18 protein-coding genes are annotated in these 21,454 nt (G+C 37.8%); 1 reads left to right on the plus strand and 17 read right to left on the minus strand.

Going from position 1 to position 21,454, the window contains the following annotated elements; all coding sequences use genetic code 11:
- Window positions 1-37 precede the first annotated feature (37 nt).
- From secA to AC3B5S_RS01765, 4 genes are all read right to left on the minus strand, one after another.
- The gene (secA, locus tag AC3B5S_RS01750) at window positions 38-2,398 is read right to left on the minus strand and encodes a preprotein translocase subunit SecA (RefSeq protein ID WP_489757362.1); all 2,361 of its coding nucleotides are present in this window, start codon (window positions 2,396-2,398) and stop codon (window positions 38-40) included.
- 154 nt (window positions 2,399-2,552) lie between these two features.
- Window positions 2,553-3,101: a ribosome hibernation-promoting factor, HPF/YfiA family gene (gene hpf, locus AC3B5S_RS01755; protein ID WP_489757361.1), complete on the minus strand. Its 549-nt coding sequence runs from the start codon at window positions 3,099-3,101 to the stop codon at window positions 2,553-2,555.
- 80 nt (window positions 3,102-3,181) lie between these two features.
- A complete protein-coding gene (locus AC3B5S_RS01760; protein ID WP_489769099.1) occupies window positions 3,182-3,865 on the minus strand; it encodes a ComF family protein in 684 nt (227 codons plus the stop codon).
- Window positions 3,858-5,138, minus strand: coding sequence for a DEAD/DEAH box helicase family protein (locus AC3B5S_RS01765; RefSeq protein ID WP_489769100.1), 1,281 nt, complete (start codon window positions 5,136-5,138; stop codon window positions 3,858-3,860). The genes AC3B5S_RS01760 and AC3B5S_RS01765 overlap by 8 nt, the downstream gene beginning before the upstream one ends.
- Before the next feature lie 44 nt (window positions 5,139-5,182).
- On the opposite strand from AC3B5S_RS01765, the gene AC3B5S_RS01770 reads away from it, so the two are divergent.
- Window positions 5,183-5,809 carry a YigZ family protein gene (locus AC3B5S_RS01770; RefSeq protein WP_489757358.1) on the plus strand — a complete coding sequence of 209 codons (627 nt, stop codon included), beginning with the start codon at window positions 5,183-5,185 and terminating at the stop codon, window positions 5,807-5,809.
- Here the strand turns inward: AC3B5S_RS01770 and AC3B5S_RS01775 are convergent.
- The 13 genes from AC3B5S_RS01775 to AC3B5S_RS01835 all read right to left on the minus strand — a co-directional run bounded on the left by AC3B5S_RS01775 (window position 5,778) and on the right by AC3B5S_RS01835 (window position 21,399).
- Entirely contained in the window at window positions 5,778-6,911 is a 1,134-nt protein-coding gene (locus AC3B5S_RS01775) for a glycosyltransferase family 4 protein (RefSeq protein WP_489757357.1), read from the minus strand. The genes AC3B5S_RS01770 and AC3B5S_RS01775 overlap by 32 nt on opposite strands.
- Window positions 6,912-7,009: 98 nt before the next feature.
- Window positions 7,010-8,572, minus strand: coding sequence for a ribonuclease Y (rny, locus tag AC3B5S_RS01780; RefSeq protein WP_489757356.1), 1,563 nt, complete (start codon window positions 8,570-8,572; stop codon window positions 7,010-7,012).
- A 331-nt stretch (window positions 8,573-8,903) separates the two neighbouring features.
- On the minus strand, window positions 8,904-10,007 hold the full coding sequence (gene recA / locus AC3B5S_RS01785) for a recombinase RecA (protein WP_489757355.1): 1,104 nt from the start codon (window positions 10,005-10,007) through the stop codon (window positions 8,904-8,906).
- A gap of 41 nt (window positions 10,008-10,048) precedes the next feature.
- Window positions 10,049-10,579: a CinA family protein gene (locus AC3B5S_RS01790; protein ID WP_489757354.1), complete on the minus strand. Its 531-nt coding sequence runs from the start codon at window positions 10,577-10,579 to the stop codon at window positions 10,049-10,051.
- Window positions 10,580-10,667: 88 nt separating this feature from the next.
- The gene (gene pgsA / locus AC3B5S_RS01795; protein ID WP_489757353.1) at window positions 10,668-11,249 is read right to left on the minus strand and encodes a CDP-diacylglycerol--glycerol-3-phosphate 3-phosphatidyltransferase; all 582 of its coding nucleotides are present in this window, start codon (window positions 11,247-11,249) and stop codon (window positions 10,668-10,670) included.
- Between the two features lie 5 nt (window positions 11,250-11,254).
- The gene (locus tag AC3B5S_RS01800; protein WP_489757352.1) at window positions 11,255-12,091 is read right to left on the minus strand and encodes a helix-turn-helix domain-containing protein; all 837 of its coding nucleotides are present in this window, start codon (window positions 12,089-12,091) and stop codon (window positions 11,255-11,257) included.
- 37 nt (window positions 12,092-12,128) lie between these two features.
- Window positions 12,129-12,854 (minus strand): elongation factor P 5-aminopentanone reductase, encoded by a 726-nt coding sequence (gene ymfI / locus AC3B5S_RS01805; RefSeq protein WP_489790005.1) that lies wholly within the window; start codon window positions 12,852-12,854, stop codon window positions 12,129-12,131.
- Complete coding sequence (gene yfmH, locus AC3B5S_RS01810; RefSeq protein WP_489757350.1) at window positions 12,855-14,120, minus strand: EF-P 5-aminopentanol modification-associated protein YfmH; 1,266 nt, start codon at window positions 14,118-14,120, stop codon at window positions 12,855-12,857. It lies immediately after the preceding gene.
- Window positions 14,117-15,379, minus strand: coding sequence for a M16 family metallopeptidase (locus AC3B5S_RS01815; RefSeq protein WP_489757349.1), 1,263 nt, complete (start codon window positions 15,377-15,379; stop codon window positions 14,117-14,119). Before AC3B5S_RS01815 ends, yfmH begins: the two co-directional genes overlap by 4 nt.
- Complete coding sequence (locus tag AC3B5S_RS01820; RefSeq protein WP_489790006.1) at window positions 15,372-17,645, minus strand: DNA translocase FtsK; 2,274 nt, start codon at window positions 17,643-17,645, stop codon at window positions 15,372-15,374. The genes AC3B5S_RS01815 and AC3B5S_RS01820 overlap by 8 nt, the downstream gene beginning before the upstream one ends.
- 210 nt (window positions 17,646-17,855) lie before the next feature.
- Window positions 17,856-19,271: an oligosaccharide flippase family protein gene (locus AC3B5S_RS01825; protein WP_489757347.1), complete on the minus strand. Its 1,416-nt coding sequence runs from the start codon at window positions 19,269-19,271 to the stop codon at window positions 17,856-17,858.
- Window positions 19,272-19,291: 20 nt separating this feature from the next.
- Window positions 19,292-20,290: a Stealth CR1 domain-containing protein gene (locus tag AC3B5S_RS01830; RefSeq protein ID WP_489790007.1), complete on the minus strand. Its 999-nt coding sequence runs from the start codon at window positions 20,288-20,290 to the stop codon at window positions 19,292-19,294.
- Entirely contained in the window at window positions 20,290-21,399 is a 1,110-nt protein-coding gene (locus AC3B5S_RS01835; protein WP_489769106.1) for a hypothetical protein, read from the minus strand. The genes AC3B5S_RS01830 and AC3B5S_RS01835 overlap by 1 nt, the downstream gene beginning before the upstream one ends.
- Window positions 21,400-21,454 lie beyond the last annotated feature (55 nt).

The raw sequence follows: 21,454 nt of genomic DNA on the forward strand, positions 1-21,454 counted from the left end.
TATTTCATTTCTAAAAAAACAGGCCGCAGCCTGTTTTTTATCTTTGTGCATTTTGGCGAATTTCCGCCTTCATAAATAATCGTGTCACATCATATTCAATATCAGCAACCATGCTTTCGAACATCCGAAAACCTTCTTCTTGATATTCAACTAACGGGTTCATCTGACCATAGCCACGTAAACCAATTGATTGCCGTAACTGATCCATTTCATCAATATGATTAGTCCAGTGTTCATCAACAACCCGCAAAATAACTACTTTTTGAAATTCTAACATTTGTTGCGGATCTTGGAGCTGCTGTTGTTTTTGTTCATAATTTTCTTGAACAAATTGTTTAAACAACTCTTTTAATTGATCCACCGTTTTGCCATCCAAATCGGAACGTTGTAATTGTTTTGGACTAACTAAAACGTTAATCGCAAAGTCGTAAATACCATCTAAATCCCAATCTTTGGCATCCCCGTACGTGCGTGAATCAATCGCACTGGCAATGGTACGTTGCATCATTGGTACCAAAACATCTTGTAAACTATTTTCTTCAGTAATTACTTGCATGCGTTGCTTATAAATAACTTCACGTTGTTCCCGCATCACATCATCGTATTGCAAGGTATTTTTCCGCGTATCGTAGTTATTACCTTCAACCCGCTTTTGTGCAGATTCAACCTGACGAGTAATCATGCGACTTTGAATAATAGCATCATCATCATCAATTTTCATCGACTGCAAGAAGTTCTTGATACGCTCTGAACCAAAACGCTTCATTAAGTCATCTTCTAAAGACATATAGAAGATCGTCTCACCGGGATCACCTTGTCGTCCGGACCGGCCCCGTAACTGGTTATCAATCCGCCGCGATTCATGCCGCTCGGTACCAATCACACATAAACCGCCTACTTCACGGACACCAGGTCCCAATTTAATATCAGTTCCCCGACCAGCCATGTTCGTTGCAATTGTCACAGCGCCTTTTTGACCAGCACGTGAAATAATATCAGCTTCTTTAGCATGATTCTTCGCATTCAAAACAGCATGAGGAATGTGAGCCTTATTTAATTGCTGCGATAAATATTCAGACGTTTCCACCGCAACTGTCCCGACTAATAATGGCTGCCCTTTTTTATGGCGCTCAATAATATCTTCAATAACCGCTTTGAATTTATTCTTGAGTGTTGGATACAACACATCGGGATAATCAATCCGGGCAATTGGTTTATTGGTCGGAATTGTAATAACTTCCATGTTATAAATTTCCCGAAATTCTTCTTCTTCAGTTTTCGCTGTTCCGGTCATACCCGACAACTTGTCGTACATTCTAAAGAAGTTTTGGTAAGTGATATTGGCCATGGTCTTGGTTTCATCTTGAATGGGGACACCTTCCTTGGCTTCAATAGCCTGGTGCAAACCATCTGAGAACCGACGTCCTTCCATTACCCGACCAGTAAAGGAATCAACAATCATAACCTTTTTATCACTAACCACATAATCTTTATCTAATTCCATAATATAATTAGCTCGTAAAGCTTGATCAATATGGTGATTCAATAAAGTGTTATCAATATCATAAAGATTTTTTAACGCAAAAGTTTGTTCACCTTTTTTAATACCACTTTCAGTTAAACCAATGGTCTTAGTCGGCCAGTCAATCTTATAATCAGCTTCATTCAAAGATTTGACAAACCGATCAGCTCGCAGATAAAGTGCTGTCGATTGCTCAGCTTGTCCAGAAATAATCAATGGAGTTCTCGCTTCATCAATTAAAATGGAGTCCACTTCATCGACAATGGCGTAATTTAACGGCCGTTGCACCATTTGCTCTTTATAAACAACCATATTATCCCGCAAATAGTCAAAACCTAATTCACTATTCGTCGAGTACGTAATATCACAGTTATAAGCAGCCCGTTTTTCTTCTGCACTTTTAGAATTTAAGTTTAAACCAACGCTCAGTCCCAGCCAATTATATAATTGCCCCATTTCTGTAGCATCACGTTGTGATAAATATTCGTTAACCGTCACAACGTGCACACCCTTACCAGTCAAAGCATTGAGGTAAACCGGTAATGTCGCGGTTAAAGTCTTTCCTTCACCAGTTTTCATTTCAGCAATATTACCTTCATGTAAGGTAATACCACCAATAATTTGTACACGAAATGGATACAATCCTAAAACGCGTTTAGCAGCTTCTCGTGCAGTAGCAAAAGCTTCTGGCAACAGATCATCTAAAGTTTCACCTTTGGTTAATCGCTCTTGAAAAGCCGGAGTTTTAGCCTGTAAATCTTCATCCGAAAGTTTCGCGTATTCATCAGCGTAGGCTTCTACCTTATCCGCGATCTTGCCCATACGCTTAACTTCACGTTTGTCACTTTCTACCCATTTTTTAATTGGATTCGTCATTTATTAAATCTCTCCTGTACTTTCAATCTGGTACATCTATAATATCTTATCATTTTAGTAGCAATAATTAAACTCTAACTTAATTAACGAAAAAGGTGCTCGGAAGTTCAGATTCCGACCACCAATCAAAACGATTATTAAAATTCAATCAAACTCATTCATCAGTTTCAATTAAACCATAGCGTCCATCATTTCGCTTATAGACAATACTTGTTCCATTAGTTTGAGCATCTTCAAAAACAAAAAAGTTATGTCCTAACATATCCATTTGCAAAACTGCTTCTTGAGCATCCATCGGCTTTAAAGCAACGCGCTTTGTCCGGACAATCGGCAAATCCTGTGAATCATTAGCTGATTCATCGCTCGGACCAGTTAAATCAAAATCTTTAATCCCCTTTTCGCGCGACTTCCGATTGATTCTAGTTTTATATTTTCTAATTTGTCGTTCCAATTTTTCAAAAACATCATCAATACTTTTATACATATCCTTATCCGTTTTTTCGGCTCGTAAAATCAAATAAGGCAATGGGATAGTAACTTCGACCTTAGCATTTTTATTACTATAAACTTTTAAATTAACATGAGCAATCGGATGATCAGTATCTTTAAAATACTTATTTAAATTATTTAAACGTTTCTCAATATAGCTTCTAATTGCCTCTGTTACTTCGATATTTTCTCCACGAACATTAATTGTCAACATGAAGAGCACCCCTTTTCATTTGCCAATTAGACTTCTATTGGTCTACTTACATTATAATGATTTTATTAATAAAAAGCCAATCATCTGGCCAAAGAAAACGAAGAAATTTCTCCCTGATAACCCGCTTGTCGTAAACAATCATAGGCGTGCAAAATGGTGCGCCCTGTTGTATAAATATCATCCACCACTAAGATTTGTTTGACTGATAAGATAGAATCATATTGATGATTAAATTGCAAAAACTGAGTCGTTTGCAATCTTTCTCGGCGATTTTTTTGCGCTTGTGCTTGCTGGGTGGGTAACTTAATCAATGCTGGTGTTAAATCGACTACTTCCTTGAAAAGACCGACAACTGGATCAAAATGTCGTTGCTGCAAATGCTCCGTTGAACTAGGAATATAAACTACTGTGCCTTGAAAAGACCGTAATTTTTGGTGGATTAGGCTTTGAAAGCAAGCCCTTAAAGCATAATCGCCATAGCGCTTATATCGTTTAAAATAATCATGCATGGCATTATTATATTTAAACAAAGCACGATGGCGCACATTTAGATAACCTTGTTTTTGCCATAATTGACAATCTGAACACAGTTTACTGGAACCCATTTTATAACATTGCGGACAATGTGGTGACGTAATTGGCGCAAATTCTTGTAAACAACGCTGACAAATCGCGGGTGGATCAATTAGCTGAATTCCTAAAACTTGCATCGGTGTCAGCTCAAAAACAATCGCTTCTTGGCATAATAAACATTGCTTAAGCACAATTCAACCGCCGAATTTGGTGAATTGCCTGGGCAATATTAGTTGTATAATGTGTTCCAAAAAACCAAACTTGATTATCCGGATGACTACTACTGCGCCCGGCTCTCCCAGCAATCTGAACCAATGCTTGTTGGGTAAAGCGCTTGGAATCGGCCTGCCAAACTAAGACATCAATATTATCAAACGTTACTCCTCGTTCCAAAACGGTGGTTGTCACCAGTGCTTGCCACTGACCAGCGCGAAACTTTTGCACTTTGATTTGTCGCATTGCATCTTTGGCGTGCACATAAGTTTGTTGTAAGTCAGGATAGGTTTGCTGTAACAACTGTGATAATTGTTCAGCTTGCCGAATACTATCCACAAACAATAAAAAGCGTTGTTGTTTGTCCAAAAGTTCACGAATTTGCCGTTTTAGGCGCCAATGAAGTTGCCGCATCGAAATATGATTGACCCAACAATATTTAGGTTCTGGTAAATCATGTCCATGAAATCGGCGGCTTAGTAAGCTATAGGATAATTTTTGCTTCTTGATCAATTGTAAATATTCTAAACTAGGCGTGGCAGACAAAGAAATTAGTGAATGCTTTGGCTTCAAAGCGTTTTTAACGGCATTATGCAACATTAAATTATTAACATATGGATACGAATCACATTCATCCAGAACTATCAAATCAAACGCTTGGTAAAATTTTAATAGCTGATGGACTGTACAAACTAAGATTTGTGAATAATAATATTGGCTAGCACCTTGTCCATGTAATAGTGCCAAACTAACTGGTTGAAAAGCTGCTTGCAATCGTGGATAGATTTCATTACAAACATCCACTCGCGGAGCAACCCAAGCAATCCGTTCTTTCTGAATAACCGCTTGCTGTAAAACTTTAAATAACATTTCAGTTTTACCACTACCAGTTACTGCCCACACCAAATGATCCTGTTTGGCTCGTTCTATTTGACAAAGTTTGTGCGAAATGATTGTTTGAGCAGCTGTTAATTGCCCAGTCCACGTCAACGGTTGCTGAATTGCTGGAAATTGATTCTGCTCAGCAATCGCAATTAGATAATTATGATTAGTTAAACGTCCTAAGCTTAGACAGGCTGGACAATAAAAATTATCACCTGGCAAACTATAAACTCGCCAGTCATTAACCATCTGGCACCGACGACAACAAAATTGATTTCCATCAAGTTTATATAGTGCAGGAATAGCTTTAGTATAAGTTGTCGGTGAATCTAGAACTAATAGTCGTCCAGATAATTGTTTTACATCCATCAATTACTCACCTTAAATTAATTACGATAAAAAGGAGAATTTTTTTGCCAAAAATTACAATTGCGCAAGATTTTACGAATGAACTAGTTATTAAAAAATCTCGGTTCATTACTTCACTTAAACGCGTGCAAAGCGTTAATGAAGCGCAAGATTTTTTAACAGACATCAAAAAAAAGACTAGCAAAGCTAGTCATCATTGTAGTGCTTATATTATTGATAATTTACAGCAACACGCCAGTGACGATGGTGAGCCCCGAGGCACTGCGGGAATACCTATGTTAGAAACTTTACAAGCTATGCAAGTTCAAAATACACTAGCCGTAGTCACCCGTTTTTTTGGTGGAATTAAACTCGGTAGCGGTGGTTTGATTCGCGCTTATCGTCAAAGTGTTGCAGATGCTATTAACCAAGCAGGACGTGTGCAAATTGTGTTGCAACAACAGCTGCTTGTTACCTTAACTTATAAACAGCTAGACCTGATCAATTACTGGCTCAAACAGCAACCTGTTAATCTAGTTAATACCAATTATGCCGCTCAAGTCCAACTAACATTACTACTCGATCAACAACAGACCCCGAATTTTCTCACCGATCTTAATAACCAACTACACGCGCAAATCCCCGTGCAAATGGGACCTACTACTTTTCATGAGATTCCTTATTTAAAGTAACTTCATCATCTTTTTTCAGATCATCTTTTTCCAAACGTTTAACTAATTTTTGAATTGCATGTAACAGAGGTTGGCGATTCTCTCCAACTAAACCAATTGACTCCACAAAGAGCTCCAAGCCAATTAAAACAGCAATAGTTAGTAAAATACTACCCCAAAAAGAGGAAACCGGATATAGTAAGGCAATAAAAGAAAAGACTAATGATAAACCATAAATGACTAACACCGTTTGGCGATGGCTCAAACCCAATTGCATCAAACGATGATGTAAGTGATGTCTGTCCGCCTGAGAAATGGGCTTGTTATTCAAAAACCGTCTTAACATGGCATAGACCGTATCACTAATTGGCACTCCTAAAATCACAATCGGAATGACTAAAGAAATAAAAGTGACGTTCTTTAAGCCCTTTAAAGAAAAGACAGCAATCATAAAGCCCACAAACAGTGCACCAGTATCTCCCAAAAAAATTTTTGCCGGATGAAAATTATGTGGCAAAAAGCCCACTAAGGAAGCCACCATCGCAAAAATCCAGATCGTCACATAAGTATTACCCACAGATGAAAAAAAGTAACCAATTACACCCATGGTAAACAGTGCAATGATCGAAACGCCAGTGGCCAACCCATCCAATCCATCAATTAAGTTAACCGCATTCGTAATTGCCAAAATCCAAAACACTGTCACTGGCAAACCGAGCCAACCTAATTGAAAAGAACCTACAAAAGGCAAGACAACATAAGTCATTTTAATTCCGGCCAAGAAATAAACTACTAATGCTGCAATTAAAATCCCAAACATTTTTTGCATCGGCTTTAATTCTCGAATATCGTCAATCAAACCCGTCAATAAAATAATACATTCTGCTAAAAAAACACTAAACAATTCATGTGTGGGAAATTGGGCACGTAATAAGACAAAAGTCGAAAAATTAAACGCTAAAAAAATAGCTAAACCGCCCAGTGTGGGCATTGGCTTTTTATTAACTCGCCGCGCATTAGGATTATCAACAGCTCCCAATACCAGGGCCAATTTACGAACAAAAGGAGTTATTACTGCTGCAATAATCATTGTTAAAACCAATTTTACAATCACACTTAACATCGTTGGTAGCGACTCCTTTCACATACAAAGGAAATTATAATATTTGCTCTACTTGAATACAACTTTTATTAATTTTTTACTTAAAAAAAGCTTATGCCTTATTTAGCATAAGCAATTTTTCGAGTTTCACGAATCACTGTTACTTTGATATGACCCGGATATTCTAATTCTTTTTCAATTTGATTGCGAATTTTCCGCGACAAAATTGTTGCTTGATTATCGGAAATTTGTTCTGGCTTTACCATAATCCGAATCTCACGTCCTGCTTGAATTGCATAACTATGATCAACGCCATCATAACTATTAGCAATATTTTCCAGCTTTTCCAATCGATGAATATAATTTTCCATTGATTCAGAACGAGCTCCAGGACGAGCAGCAGAAATCGCATCTGCCGCAGCCACCAATACTGCAATCATCGATTGTGGTTCAACATCACCATGATGCGAAGCAATCGTATTAACTACCACTTTGGGTTCTTTGTACTTACTTGTAATATCGACACCAATTTCAACATGTGATCCTTCAATTTCATGATCTAATGCTTTGCCAATATCATGTAGCAATCCTGCACGCCGCGCCAAAGTCTCATCTTCACCTAATTCAGCAGCCATAGTTCCTGCTAATTTTGCAACTTCAATTGAATGACTCAAGACATTTTGACCATAACTAGTCCGGAAATTCAATCGTCCGATAATCTTAATTAAATCGGGATTAATACTATGAATTCCCAAATCGTAAACAGTCTGCTCACCTAATTCACGAATACGTGTATCCATTTCTTTACGTGACTTATCAACCATCTCTTCAATACGAGCTGGATGAATTCGTCCGTCGGAAATTAATTTTTCCAATGACAACCGCGCAATTTCACGCCGAATGGGATCAAAGCCACTCAAAGCCACCGCCTGTGGTGTGTCATCAATAATTACATCAATTCCTGTTAAAGATTCTAAAGTACGAATATTGCGACCTTCACGCCCAATGATTCGACCCTTCATTTCTTCATTAGGTAAAGAAACAGTTGTAACTGTGGATTCAGAAACAGTATCCGCTGCACTTTGCTGAATAGCATCAACAATAATTTGTTTAGCACACTTATCAGCATCTTGCTTGGCTGCTTCTTCACTATTACGAATCAAACGGGCTTTTTCTTGAACTAAATGTTCATCAATTTGTTTTAAAAGATAGTTACGGGCCTGTTCATGTGTCATGGCCGCAACTTCTTCTAATTTATTTTGTTGCTGAGTTAAGGTAGAAGAAATTTGCTTTGTCTGTTGTTCTAATTGTTGTTCTGTAGTATCAATCTTTTGTTCACGTTTCTCTAAAGAATGTTCACGTTGATCCAGCGAGTTATCTTTGCGATCTAAAGTTTCTTCTCGCTGCAACATTCGATTTTCTTGCCGTTGTAATTCCTTACGGCGATCACGCAGATCATCTTCTTGTTCCTGACGATACTTGTGACTTTCCTCACGTGCTTCGATCAATGCCTCTTTTTTGGCAGATGCAGCAGCTTTTTTAGCATCCACAATAATTTGTGCTGCCGATTGTCCTGCCTGCTCTAAACTTTTTTCGTAGACATTTTTTCTAATCAAAAAACCAACTACAGTACCAATAACTAATAACCCCAGCGCGACTATTAGGGCGATTAAAACTGCCATTTAAATCCCTCCAGCCACACTAATGACTTCAGAGACTGAAATAAAACGGCTTACCATCAAGCAAGTTAATTTTTTAGAAAGTAACTAAAAAATTTCAACCTGACTATTAAACTTAAAACATTCAAATAAGCACATTCGTTTCAGTTTCTTTTTCTATTTTATTGGCACCTAGATAAAGCACTTAATTAAATTACTGCTTTAAAACTCGGTACATATTAATATTATTGTTTATTGGGCAAACTGTCAACGAATGTTTATTTGAATCAGAACTTTAACGTTAAAAAGTTTCGATAATAGGCAAATCTTTCCAATCAGCAAATTTTAGCCAAAATTATTGATCTGTTAAATTAAGATCAGTTTTATTGTTTTTAGAATCGGCAGCAGTTTTTTCTACTGATTGATCTTCAGTACTAGATTGTTTAATATCATCCATTTGATAAGCATCACGAACCTGCTGTTTAATATCGGCTTTCATCTCTGGATGATCATCTAGATATGCTTTAGCATTTTCGCGGCCTTGACCGATACGTTCATTTTGATAAGAGTACCAAGAACCACTCTTGTTAATAATTTCTTGATCAGCAGCCATATCTAAAATCTCACCTGTTTGTGAAATTCCGTGACCATACATAATATCTACTAGTGCTAATTTAAAGGGCGGTGCTACCTTATTTTTAACCACTTTAATTTTAACTTTATTACCAATAACGTCAGAGCCCTCTTTGATCTGTTCAGAACGGCGAACCTCTAAGCGCACTGTCGCGTAAAACTTTAAAGCACGACCACCGGGAGTAGTTTCCGGATTACCAAACATAACGCCCACTTTTTCACGAATTTGATTAATGAATAAAGCAATCGTTTTGGTTTTATTAATATTACCAGACAGCTTCCGTAAAGCTTGCGACATCATCCGCGCCTGCAAGCCGACATGTGAGTCACCCATTTCACCATCAATTTCTGCCTTAGGAACCAAGGCAGCTACTGAATCAATGACCAAGATATCAATCGCACCACTTTTAATTAAAGCATCAGCAATTTCCAGTCCTTGTTCTCCAGTATCTGGCTGTGACAATAACAAATTGTCAATATCAACCCCCAAAGCCTTAGCATAATCTGGATCCATCGCATTTTCAGCATCAATATAAGCTGCGGTTCCCCCGTTCTTTTGCACTTCTGCCACAGCATGTAAGGCCACAGTTGTTTTACCAGAACTTTCTGGACCATATATTTCCACAATTCTGCCGCGCGGATAACCACCAATGCCCAACGCATTATCCAAAGCCAAAGAACCACTTGAAATAGAAGAAACTTTAGTTTTAGGACTTTCTCCCAAACGCATAATAGCTCCTTTACCAAAATCTTTTTCAATTTTCTTTAGAGCTTTATTCAGCGCTTCCTCGCGACCAGCTTCATCTTCTTTATTATCTTTAGCCACTTTAATACCTCCATACCAAACGTTTGTTCTCTCAATCAAGATTATAACTGATTTAAAATCATAATAAAAGCAGCAATTACACTTTTTTGGCGAATGACTTGTCTGGTTCCTTGAAACGCAAACCGCCGAACTTGCACATCTTTGGGTGACTTAACTCCTAGATAAACGGTCCCTGGTTGTTGTTGCTCCAATAAACCTGGTCCAGCCACACCTGTTAAGCCGACCCCCCAATCACTACCAATAATCCGAGCACTATTTTGCGCCATTTGTTCGGCAGTCCAAGCACTCACCACTCCATAATGTTCTAATAAATCTGCATCAATAGCTAATAATTGAGCTTTCATGGCTAGCGAGTAAGTCACAAAACCACCCGCAAAAACTTGCGAAGCACCAGGTACGGTCGCTAAGGTTGCTTGAAATAAACCAGCGCTTAAACTTTCTGCTGCCGTAATGGTTTGCTTATTATGTTGCAATCCACGTACCACTTGTGCTATTAAAGGTTGATAATCAGCCCAATTAAATTGGGGCGGATTCCCTTGACACATCCAAAATTGTTTTATTTCTTCTGACATCCAATCACCCTTTTATTAATTACAAAATTATCTTACTAAATAACTTAAAAAAGCAAAAAACGTCCTATTAACTAACAGGACGTTTCAATTATTTAAAATCAGAATAAAACTGACGATTCTGCCATAAATAATCATATGCCGAATAAACGGTAAAGATTAAACAAATATATAACATAATTAAACCAAACGGAATATTCCAATAAGCAAAAATCGGATCTTTTAACATTAAGAAAACAATTGCCAACATTTGGGTTGCAGTTTTAATTTTACCGGGCATCTGTGCTGCCATGACGGAACCACCCTGTTCCACAATCAATAATCTTAATGTCGTAATCAATAACTCGCGACAAGCAATAATTGCCACAATCCAAGCCGGGGCTTGGTGCCGAGCTGCCAAATACACGAACGCTGTTAAAACCAACATTTTATCAGCTAATGGATCCATATATTTACCAAAATTGGTCACCAAATGACGTCCACGCGCAATTTTACCATCAATAAAATCTGTAATAGAAGCTACTATAAAGATAATTGTAGCGATTAATGATTGCCACGTAATGGTCGTTGCTAAAAAACTCACCTGTCCTAAATGAAAATCAATCGACATAAAAATCATAAAGATGGGAATTAAAATAATCCGTAATAAAGTTAATTTATTGGGTAAATTCATTCAGATTACTCCTTAATTTGCATTGTATAGGTATGAACCGTACCAGTTTGATTATCTGGAACTGGCAAGTTTTGATTATTAATCAAAACTTTAGTTACCGCAGCATTACCAGTTTGTACTTGAAATTGTTTTAAATTACTACTCAATTGAACCGTTTGTTCAGAATTAGGCTGTAAAGCTCCCTGCCAAACAGTTTGTCCATTAGCCCGTACCGCAATCCAAGCCTGGGCAGAAGTAGCTTGTAATTTAACTTCGTGCTGCGGTTGTTGTGACCAATTTTGAATGGTAAAATGATCGGCCACATCAGCATCTGCCTTTAAAACTAGATTTTTATTGTTGGCAGTTGTTTTTTTAGTTGACTGCTTAGCTACTGGCTTTTTAATATGCTTCTTCGGCTTTTTAGTCGTTGTTTGTTCCACTTTTTGATGCGAAGTTGGAATTGGATTAGCATTTTGCTTGTGAACTTTCGCTGCCACTAAACAAATTAAAATCACAATAATTAGCACTACTGCTAAAATTACAATCTGTGGCCAATGCCGTTTTAAATTAGGAGCCAAAGCTTCTTTTTTAACCGTTGGTGACTGGACGGGTGTCTCTTCTGGTTGTACTTTAGGAATTTCCGACTGATAGTCCTCAATTAAAGCTTGGCTATCTAACCCAACACTATCCGCATACTGTTTGACAAAAGCACGCACATAAAAATCACCGGGTAATTGATCTAATCGTCCTTCTTCAATTGCCGTTAAATAACGTTTTTGAATTTTAGTTATTTTTTGTAGATCATCAATTGTATAACCCTTTTCCAGCCGTGCATCACGTAATTTATCGCCTAATTCACTCATTGCTCAACCACCATTATATTGAAATTTAAATAACTAATTAATTTAACCAACCACCAGTTACGTACAAAGTTTGACCTGTCAAGTATTGGGCTTTAGGATCCAAAATCGTTCTAATCCAATAACTTAAATCTTGTGGAGTCGCCATTCTTCCTAGCGGAATCTGTTCCACTAGTTGCTGTTTAGCCGGTGGAGTTAGCATTTGATTCATAGTAGTATCCACTGCCCCAGGAGCCAAAACATTGACTGTGATGCCTAAACTAGCAACTTCTTTTGCATAAGCTTTCGCAAAAGCGGTCAAAGCACCTTTAGTGGTACTATACATCACTTCCATTGCACTACCTTGAGCGCCATATACTGAACCTAATAAAACAATTCTGCCACAATGACTGACCGCCAACTTATCTTGCAATTGTTGGATCAAGTGCAATGGAAAAACCACATTAACACGCAAAACTTCCTGCATTTGTGTCAAACTCAACTGATCAAATAACTGATAATTAGTAATTCCTTGTGCCGCAATCAGGGCATCTAAACTAAAGATATTATCAACTATTTGGGCAGTATTTTCAAGCTTCTTGAAATCGGATTTTAAAACCAAAAAATCTTGTTGGGGATATTGCTGCTGTAATTGTTGTTGATCCTGTTGTAATTGCGCAATATGTTCGTTACCTTGAAGATACAATGACCAGCCTGCTTGTGCTAAATCAGCAGCAATAGCTTGGCCCATTCCTCCACTTGCTCCTAAAATTAACGCCCACTTCATTTAATTCATCTCCGGCTGTAAATAAGTAATGATCATATTATCTGCTTGAAAAATTGTGGTCGCTAAAGTTTGCAACTTTTCCAAAGAAACCTGATTAATTAATGATGGCATTTGTTCATAACTCAAATCATAAAAAGCCAACTCTGCTGATTCTGTAGCCAAATTTTCCATATAGTCACTCGCAAACAAATAGCTCCCAATACTATCAGCTTTAACCATCTCTAAAGCTGCCGCTGTTAATTCTGCCATAAACTTCTGCTTGAGTAAATACGTGCGTAAAACTTCTCCTAAATGATGGGGCTGGTCAGTTTCTGCACTAATCAAAATAAAGGCATATTGCCGTTCTACAATGACACTATAACCAAAGCTATCATCAATCAAGTGCTGTTCTAATAAAGATTGTCTGAATGAGGAGGTTTCGCCTAAAATCAATTCGAATAACAATTCCAATTGATTTTGTAAAACAATCATCTCGGATAAACTAGCTTGGATCATAATTCGTAAACCAATCATCATATGCGGCCGCTGCGCTTTAAAGACAATCTCTTGTGCACTTTTGACAGGATAGTCCACTGGCCGATACCGCAAAATAGGTTGCTTAGTTCGGTGCGCAAACTGTTGGATAGCCTGATTATGAGCAATAATTTCGTCCAACTGAAATTCTAACTTTTGTTGATCAATAGCACCAGCTAAATAAATCTGAAAATTACTAGGCACATAATATTGTTGGTAAATCGCTAATAAATTAGCGGCGGTGATTTCTTGAATTGAGCTTAAAGTACCCGCAATATCTTGTGTAATGGGATCATGGGGAAACAAGTTATTTAAAGTAGCTTGTTCCAAGACCCAATCCGGGTTATCGGCATACATCTGAATTTCCTGGGCAATAATCTTTTGTTCTTTTAAAACATTCGCTGCCGTAAAATACGGTCGACTGATCAAATCTAGCAATACTCCCAGATTATTGGCTACTTGTCCTACAGTTTGAAATAAATAAGCTGTTTTGGTATAACTCGTAAAAGCATTGGAATTAGCACCAAATTTAGCAAAAGCTTCGGCACTATCAAAATTAGGTTTGGCAAATAACTTATGTTCAAGAAAATGAGCCGAACCCGGGATAATATTTGATTGATTAGTTATCGTCGAATCTAAGGAACCAAAATCAACCATGGCTAAAGCATAAGTTTGATGAAAATCAGGTTTAATGATTGCTTTAATTGGTAAATTGGCGGAATTATGAATTGTAGTAATTTCTAAAGAACTCATTTATTATCACCTATTAATTGATATTGGGCACTTAACTGTAATTGTGCCGCTAAAGCTTGAACCTCAGCTAATTGCACCGCTTGAATTTGGTGAGCATAGTCACTATCAGGCCAAATAAAGTGGGAGTTAAGCGCCTTTAACAGTAACCGCTCACTTTGGTGAGCAATATTATCAGAATCAATCAGTCGTTGATTAACTAACGCTAATTTTGCATGCTGTAACAACTGCTCATGATCTTGTTCGGCCAATTGCGTGATTTGTTGTTGAATTAGCTCTTGAGCAGTTGCAATTTGCGCGGCTGAAACGCCCGCTTGAATTGTTACCAATCCTTCAAAAGCATTCACTGTACTATAAATTGAGTAAGCTAAGCCCTTTTGCTCCCGGACATTAATGAACAATAACGATTGGTCATCACCACCCAACATCATATTGAAGACTTGCCAAACAGCCGCTGCGTGCTTTGTAGAACTATGGTAAGCCATCACTAATTGACTCTGCTGAATGGGTTCATGTTGTTGGATACAGACAGGATGTTTTGGTAAAGTTAATAACTGCTGCGCCTTCAAGTTAATTGATTGTGCGCGGGCCGTTAAAAAATCCAGTTGCTGTAAAAAGGTAGTAGTTGCCTGATCGTGCGGATCACCCACCAACGTCATAATTAATCGATCTTGTTTCATTAAGTCATGATATTGTTGACTAACTTGCTCATTGGTCAATTGGTGTAACTGTGTCGAAGACCCAAATGCTGGCACTTGATAATCGGCACTGGCTAATATTTGCTTTAACCCTAAGCTAGCTTTCAACGCATAATCATCTTGCAGTGATTGATAAAAATTAGCTAAATTAGTTTGCTCAAGCTGAAACGCGGATTCCATAAAAAGTTGGTGGTTCGCTTGCAAATTAGGAGCCGCAATTAATTCTGACAATAATTTCAATCCTGGTTGTATTAAACTAGTTGTTTGAAAAGCTGCTGGGGCTGTCACAGCTAACGATAATATATTTAAATTTCGTAAAATACTCGTTTTTCCTGTAATCTCTGCCCCATATAATAAAGATAACTGCCGGGCCAACTGTGCTTGTGTCGTATATCGTTTACTAGAGCGTTGTAATAAGTTGACCAACAATTTACGTTGAGTAGTTTGTGCTTTTTTTTGCGGCGTAACAAAATTAAATTCCCAACGAAACACTTGAAATTTATCAGTCGGTAACCACCACAACTCCACCCCCGGGCGTAATTGTATAATTTTAGGTTCATTCATCTTTTCTAATATCCTCAATTTCTGGGCGATCAATCAATACTTTACGTGACTTAGATCCTTGGGCGGGTCCCACAATTCCACGTTCTTCCATCGCATCAACTAAGCGGGCGGCGCGATTATAACCAATTTGAAACCGCCGTTGTAACATTGATACACTCGCTTTTTGTTCCCGAGCAACTAATTCGACCGCTTCTTGCCAATACTCATCATCAACTTGCTGACTATTAGTCGCTTCTGCTTGGTCACTTGGTAATAGCTGTTCATCATATGCTGCGGCCTGCTGCTGCTTAACAAAATCAACGACGCGTTCCACTTCTTCTGTCGAAATGTATGCTCCTTGAATTCGGCTAGGCTTATTTTGCCCAATGGGTTCAAATAACATATCTCCCCGTCCTAGCAATTTTTCCGCGCCAGGTGAATCTAAAATTGTGCGTGAATCAATATTGCTAGAAACAGCAAACGCCATTCGGGAAGGAATGTTGGCCTTAATTAAACCGGTAATCACATCAACTGATGGTCTTTGTGTTGCTAAAATCAGGTGCATTCCAGCTGCGCGCGCTTTTTGGGCTAGCCGCACAATTGAATTTTCTACATCACGGCCAGCAACCATCATCAAATCGGACAATTCATCAACTACAATAATAATATAAGGTAATTTTTCCTTGACGGGTTTAGTTTTATCTTGATTATTTTGTTCAACAGCTTGATTATACTCCTCAATCTTGCGATAACCGGTTTGTTCAAATAATTGGTACCGGCGTTCCATTTCTTGGACCGCTTTTTGAAGAGCACTATTAGCTTTTTTAGCATCGGTCACTACCGGGATTAATAAATGCGGAATGCCATTATACATACTTAACTCAACTATTTTGGGATCAATTAGAATCATTTTCACTACCTGCGGACTAGCTTGCATTAATAGACCCGTAATAATCGTATTAATCGCCACTGATTTACCACTACCGGTGGAACCCGCAATTAGTAAATGCGGTAATTGCGCCAAATCACACATTGCAATTTGTCCATAGACATCTTTGCCCAAGGGAACAGCCAAAACCTGTTGCGCATGCTCTGGTTGATTTTCAATAATTTCGCGAAAGGAAACCATAGAAGGCGTTTGGTTCGGGACCTCAATGCCAATATAAGGCTTGCCAGGAATAGGGGCTTCAATACGCAAGTCTTTGGCGGCCAAGGCCAGAGCTAAATCGTCCGCTAAATTAACAATACGACTGACTTTAACACCAACTGCCGGCTGAATTTCGTACTTCGTAACTGTGGGCCCCAGCGTAGCTTTTTTAACTTCCACTTCAACTCCAAAACTAGCTAAGGTTTCTTTTAATTTTTTCCGATTTTGATCAATTAATGCATACTCCTGCGATTGATCTGCTGGCGGAACTTGTTTGAGCAACGAAAGATCTGGCAATTGATAATATTCATTGGATACGCTACTAGTGACTGGTTGTAAATTAGGGGTTACCGGTTTTAAAGTTGGGGGCGTTTCAATTTTAAAATCATCATCCCCTTGAGTTGCTGGCTCAGTTTTAGGAACAGCTGGCTGATTGTGATCTGAACTTTCAGTTGCAGAACGTTGCGGTTTTAATTTTCGATTCGTTAAATGTGGCTCATGAACTGGCTGTTCTTGATAAGCTGTTTTTAAATAATTACCTAACCATTGACAACCACTAATCATTTTTTGAAACACCATTACTACTTGTTTAATCTGCACATTCAAAATCATTAGTATCCCACAGATTATTAATAAACCACATAATAAGTAAGTTCCGGGCATCGAAAATAATTCTTGGAACAGTGTCAGTAACCAAGCACCCAGCATTCCACCACCAACATTTGAAGCCACTTGATTAATAGCTATATCTCCCGCTAACATGCGCCACGTGATATGAACTAAATCATGACTTAATTGTAATTGCTTAAACAAAGCCGCATGCATTAACATTAACAAACTGCTAGTAACAAAGATGATTCCCCATAATTGTTTACCAGCTAAGCGCGGTATCCGCCCCAAAACAAACATACTAAGTCCAACAATAGTTACTACAACCGCTAACACTTGAAATCCGTTACCAACTAAAATGCGGTATAAATTAGCACAAAAGCGCCCAACTAGACCTAATTTAAAATCCGCCAAAATTGAAAGCAATACTAGTGCTAAGCCCACCAAATTGATAACATAATCCGCTTCTTTTACTTGTGCATGTTTTTTACGCTTCTTCTTACTAGTTTGTACCGCTTTTTTACGAACCATTTTCTTCTCCCATTAACATTACTTGACTAATCGTTGAACAAGCACAGCCATTAAAATAATGTTTTTTAACCAGTCTCTAGAATTTAAATGATCTATCGTTACTTACTACCGGTTTGTCTTCACCACTATTTTTAGTGTCTTATAATATAGTATTAAAAAAGCCGACCAAGTACCAGCCCGCTTACCTTTTTTTACCAATCTTTATCAAAATTAATGTTGCTTGAGTAAATTTAACACAACTGTTTTAACTTGCGGATGTAGAATCCACAACAAACTAAAATAGATTACTACGCCTAAAACCACTTCTAATAATAGCGTAACAATGTTAAAGCTTAACCACAAGTTCAGTTGATAAACCACTAAGAACATGATACTACCAGCTAAAAAGGCTTTCCAGCAATCTCCAAACAATTCTTTCCAAGAAACTACTTTTCTGAGCGCAAATAATTCATAAAGTAAGATACTACTTTCCACTATTACCATGGCAAAGGTGGCACCTATTTGTCCAAAAAATTTGGCTAATGGTGGATTCAACAATAAACTCACCAGCGCTCCTACTAAAATTGCTTTCGTATAAGTTGCTGTTTGATTAGTGGGAATTAAATATTGATTACCCAACACATTTTCCCAGGCAATAATGACAATCACCACTGCTTCTAGCATCGTTAATACACTCACAACTTGATAATGGTGACCTAGAAAAAACGGAATAAATTTGGGTGCAATGGCAGCCAAACCAAACATAATTGGCACAGCCAAATAACTAATTCCGTTAAATAACAAACATAGATAACGTTTGACTTTAGTCAAATTGCCTTGAGCAAACATTTGCGCCATTCGTGGTAACATGACGGTTCCTACCGCCGTGACCACCGCTAATGCTAAGCGGACAATTCGATCAGCGTAGTCAAACATCCCTGCAGCAGTAACTGAAACTAACCAACCCAGAATAGTTTTGTTAAACGAAGTATATAAGGATACTGAAATTTGGGGTATAAAAAACAGTAAGGCTTGACGGAAATGCTTAGAAAAATGCAATGGCCATTGCGGCCAAATCACATAGTTTTTGAGATAAGTAAACATAGATAAATTACCTAACAATTGGGCTACAGAAGTAATAAGAATATAGATGACTGTATCTGCTTTCGACTTAACCAAAATAAAAATTAAAACCAAGGAAATGAGTTTGACCACAAAGTTACGCATCACCGTCACTTTAAAATTTTCTAAGCCCATAAAAAACCACGAAATATCAAATGCCGTGGCAATAATTAAAACAGATTGTGCCATGTAAGCCATGACATATTGCTTCTGTCCTATTAATAAGAGCGCAAATAACCCCAGGGTTACAAACATCATAATAAGTCGTAAACTAAATAATTCCCAAAAAATTTGTGATAATGTGCGTCGATCTTGGCGATGATAAGCCACCTCTCGGTTGCCGTAAACTGATATTCCTAACGAAGCCAGTAATACAAAATATTGCGTATTGGAAGCCGTAAAGGCCACAATACCAGAATTTTTTGCTCCCAAAACGCGGGCAATATATGGCATCGTGACTAACGGAATTAGTAATACAAAAATTTGGTAAACTGCGTTATATAAATAGTTCTTAATTAACTGCACTACTAAAATCTCCCATTGTTTTAATTTTTTTCAAACGATGATTTATGGGGTAATCTTTGCTCCAAAATTCCCGCCAAATTATTCTGCACATCCAGTAATTGTGTCGTTGTCATTGGAACATCATTCACACAAATAGTTTTACAATGCCGATCAGTTAAAGCTGTTTGAATAGCAGGCAAGTCAGTTAATGGTAAATATTTACCAAAACGATAGCTGCGCGGTTGAAATTGTCCCGTGCACAGCTGCCAGTAACGAACCAACCAAATGGTCAGATCACCATTTGAGCGCAAGCGGTGTTTGTTAGTCTGTAAAAATTGTTGAGGAAATTGTTCTGCCAAAGCTTGTAACACACTTTTTTTGAGTGATAGTGGAATATGAAAGTCCATAAAACCACTAAACTTGGTATAAGGCAACAAAAACAAAGTCCGTAAATTATAGGGGCCGTTACGCCAATTAAAAAATTTTGACCAATAGTTTTTTACCACTGCTTTTTGGGTAAATTGCGAGTTAATCAACTTGACATCATTAGCCATCGAGCTTTCAATTCCATCAATCTCTGGGCAAATGGGGGATAAAGCGGCGGTATCTTTAGGTAAATCATGCACAAAAAAATCTGTAGGTTGCACTGGTCGGGTTAACAACGTATCGTCATTAAATAAAATAAAATTTTCAGACAATTCAGCTATTTGGTATAGATTGATTTCAATCACATTGGAATTAAAAGTCGGAAGAAATTCCGTTGGAATAAAGTCGCGATGATCAACGACTTGTAACTTTGCATGATGCTCAACTAGCCACTGTGGCACTTGTTGATCCGTTATTAAAAAAATTTTGTGAATCCATGGCGCAAAATCAGCTAAAGAACGCAAGACATACTTTAAGGTATCAAAATCTCGGTACCGTGCTGCTCCATTTAAAAACTGATCTGCTTGGGGTTGATAATGATTTTTTTTAGCTAACCACTTAGGATCATTGTCATTAACCCAAGTAATTACAGCATCAATATTTGCCTCGGACATCATTTACTCTCCTTTTGGGCCGAATCGTTCATAAACCAAATTAATAAACCAATATTGTACTGAAAATAATTTAAACGCGATTCCATTAAACTAACGAGACAAACAACGACGACTAAGGCAAATAGTTGAAAATTATGTCGTTGAATTAAGCGTTTGATGACAGCGCTGAGATAGCCTAGAAAAATAATAATGGAAATCAGACCCGTCCGCATTAAAATGGAAAAATAAGAATTATCGATGACGTTGCGGTTTAAATCTTGATAAAAACCACTTCCAGTGGGGATAAATTGTCCCCAAATAGTCACCGGATAATAATTCCAAACGTTATTCATGTAAGCTAAACGATTGGATAATAATTCATTCAAACGCCAATAAAAATTACTGCCCGAAAAGTTAGTAATCAAACCAACTGAAATCCCAGTAAAAACCCAAGGTAACACCATCCACATTAAGATCCATGTTTTAGATAGACCGGCCGATTGCTGCCAATTAAAATACAAATTAAACAGCAATAACACCACTAATCCTAATTCGGTGGAGCGTGAATCAACCATAACCATATTCCATATAAAAACTGCAAGAATGGTGAAATTAACCAGGTAAGGATGCTTGCGCCCGTAAAGAAACGCTAAATCACCCATCAAAGCCAGCAACATTTGTCCCGTCGTATTCGGATGATCAAATCCTAACGAAGAACGTAAGCCACTACCATTACGATTCAATAAGAGATTGGGAATGAGGTGCATAATTGACAAAAGTATAACTAAACTGACCGCCACAAGCCGCATTAACCAATCTTTTTTAACAAAAGCTCTAACGGGCACATTTTGTGCACTAAAAATAAAGACAATTAACACAATAAAGACGGTTGTATGTGACGTCACGGAAACCATGATCGCCATGATCATGCTCCCCACCAAAACTAAAAATTCAGTTAAAGAATAAGTGCGCCAAAGTAAAAAGGGACCAAACCCCAGCATGGAAACAATCAAAAAAGGAAATTGCAGTGTCGTGGTTAGCCCTAAATTACTCGTCATTAATACAATATAACCAAATAAGTAAATACCGTACATATTCAGCCAAATTTTAGACCTCAATTCCCATTGCACTAATTATAATCTCCTTTGAGTTACTTACAGTTTCCATTACACTCACATTACCTAG

The sequence above is a fragment of the Bombilactobacillus sp. ESL1094 genome (assembly GCF_058107425.1).

Coding starts and splice junctions, on each gene's coding strand:
- AC3B5S_RS01830 (WP_489790007.1), bottom strand. CDS start 20,290: ATGTCCGAGGCAAATATTGATGCTGTAATTACTTGGGTTAATGACAAT.
- ymfI (WP_489790005.1), bottom strand. CDS start 12,854: ATGAAGTGGGCGTTAATTTTAGGAGCAAGTGGAGGAATGGGCCAAGCT.
- AC3B5S_RS01800 (WP_489757352.1), bottom strand. CDS start 12,091: ATGAGTGAATTAGGCGATAAATTACGTGATGCACGGCTGGAAAAGGGT.
- AC3B5S_RS01815 (WP_489757349.1), bottom strand. CDS start 15,379: ATGAATGAACCTAAAATTATACAATTACGCCCGGGGGTGGAGTTGTGG.
- AC3B5S_RS01820 (WP_489790006.1), bottom strand. CDS start 17,645: ATGGTTCGTAAAAAAGCGGTACAAACTAGTAAGAAGAAGCGTAAAAAA.
- hpf (WP_489757361.1), bottom strand. CDS start 3,101: ATGTTGACAATTAATGTTCGTGGAGAAAATATCGAAGTAACAGAGGCA.
- AC3B5S_RS01765 (WP_489769100.1), bottom strand. CDS start 5,138: ATGGATGTAAAACAATTATCTGGACGACTATTAGTTCTAGATTCACCG.
- rny (WP_489757356.1), bottom strand. CDS start 8,572: ATGGCAGTTTTAATCGCCCTAATAGTCGCGCTGGGGTTATTAGTTATT.
- yfmH (WP_489757350.1), bottom strand. CDS start 14,120: ATGAGTTCTTTAGAAATTACTACAATTCATAATTCCGCCAATTTACCA.
- AC3B5S_RS01775 (WP_489757357.1), bottom strand. CDS start 6,911: ATGTTAAGTGTGATTGTAAAATTGGTTTTAACAATGATTATTGCAGCA.
- secA (WP_489757362.1), bottom strand. CDS start 2,398: ATGACGAATCCAATTAAAAAATGGGTAGAAAGTGACAAACGTGAAGTT.
- pgsA (WP_489757353.1), bottom strand. CDS start 11,249: ATGAATTTACCCAATAAATTAACTTTATTACGGATTATTTTAATTCCC.
- AC3B5S_RS01790 (WP_489757354.1), bottom strand. CDS start 10,579: ATGTCAGAAGAAATAAAACAATTTTGGATGTGTCAAGGGAATCCGCCC.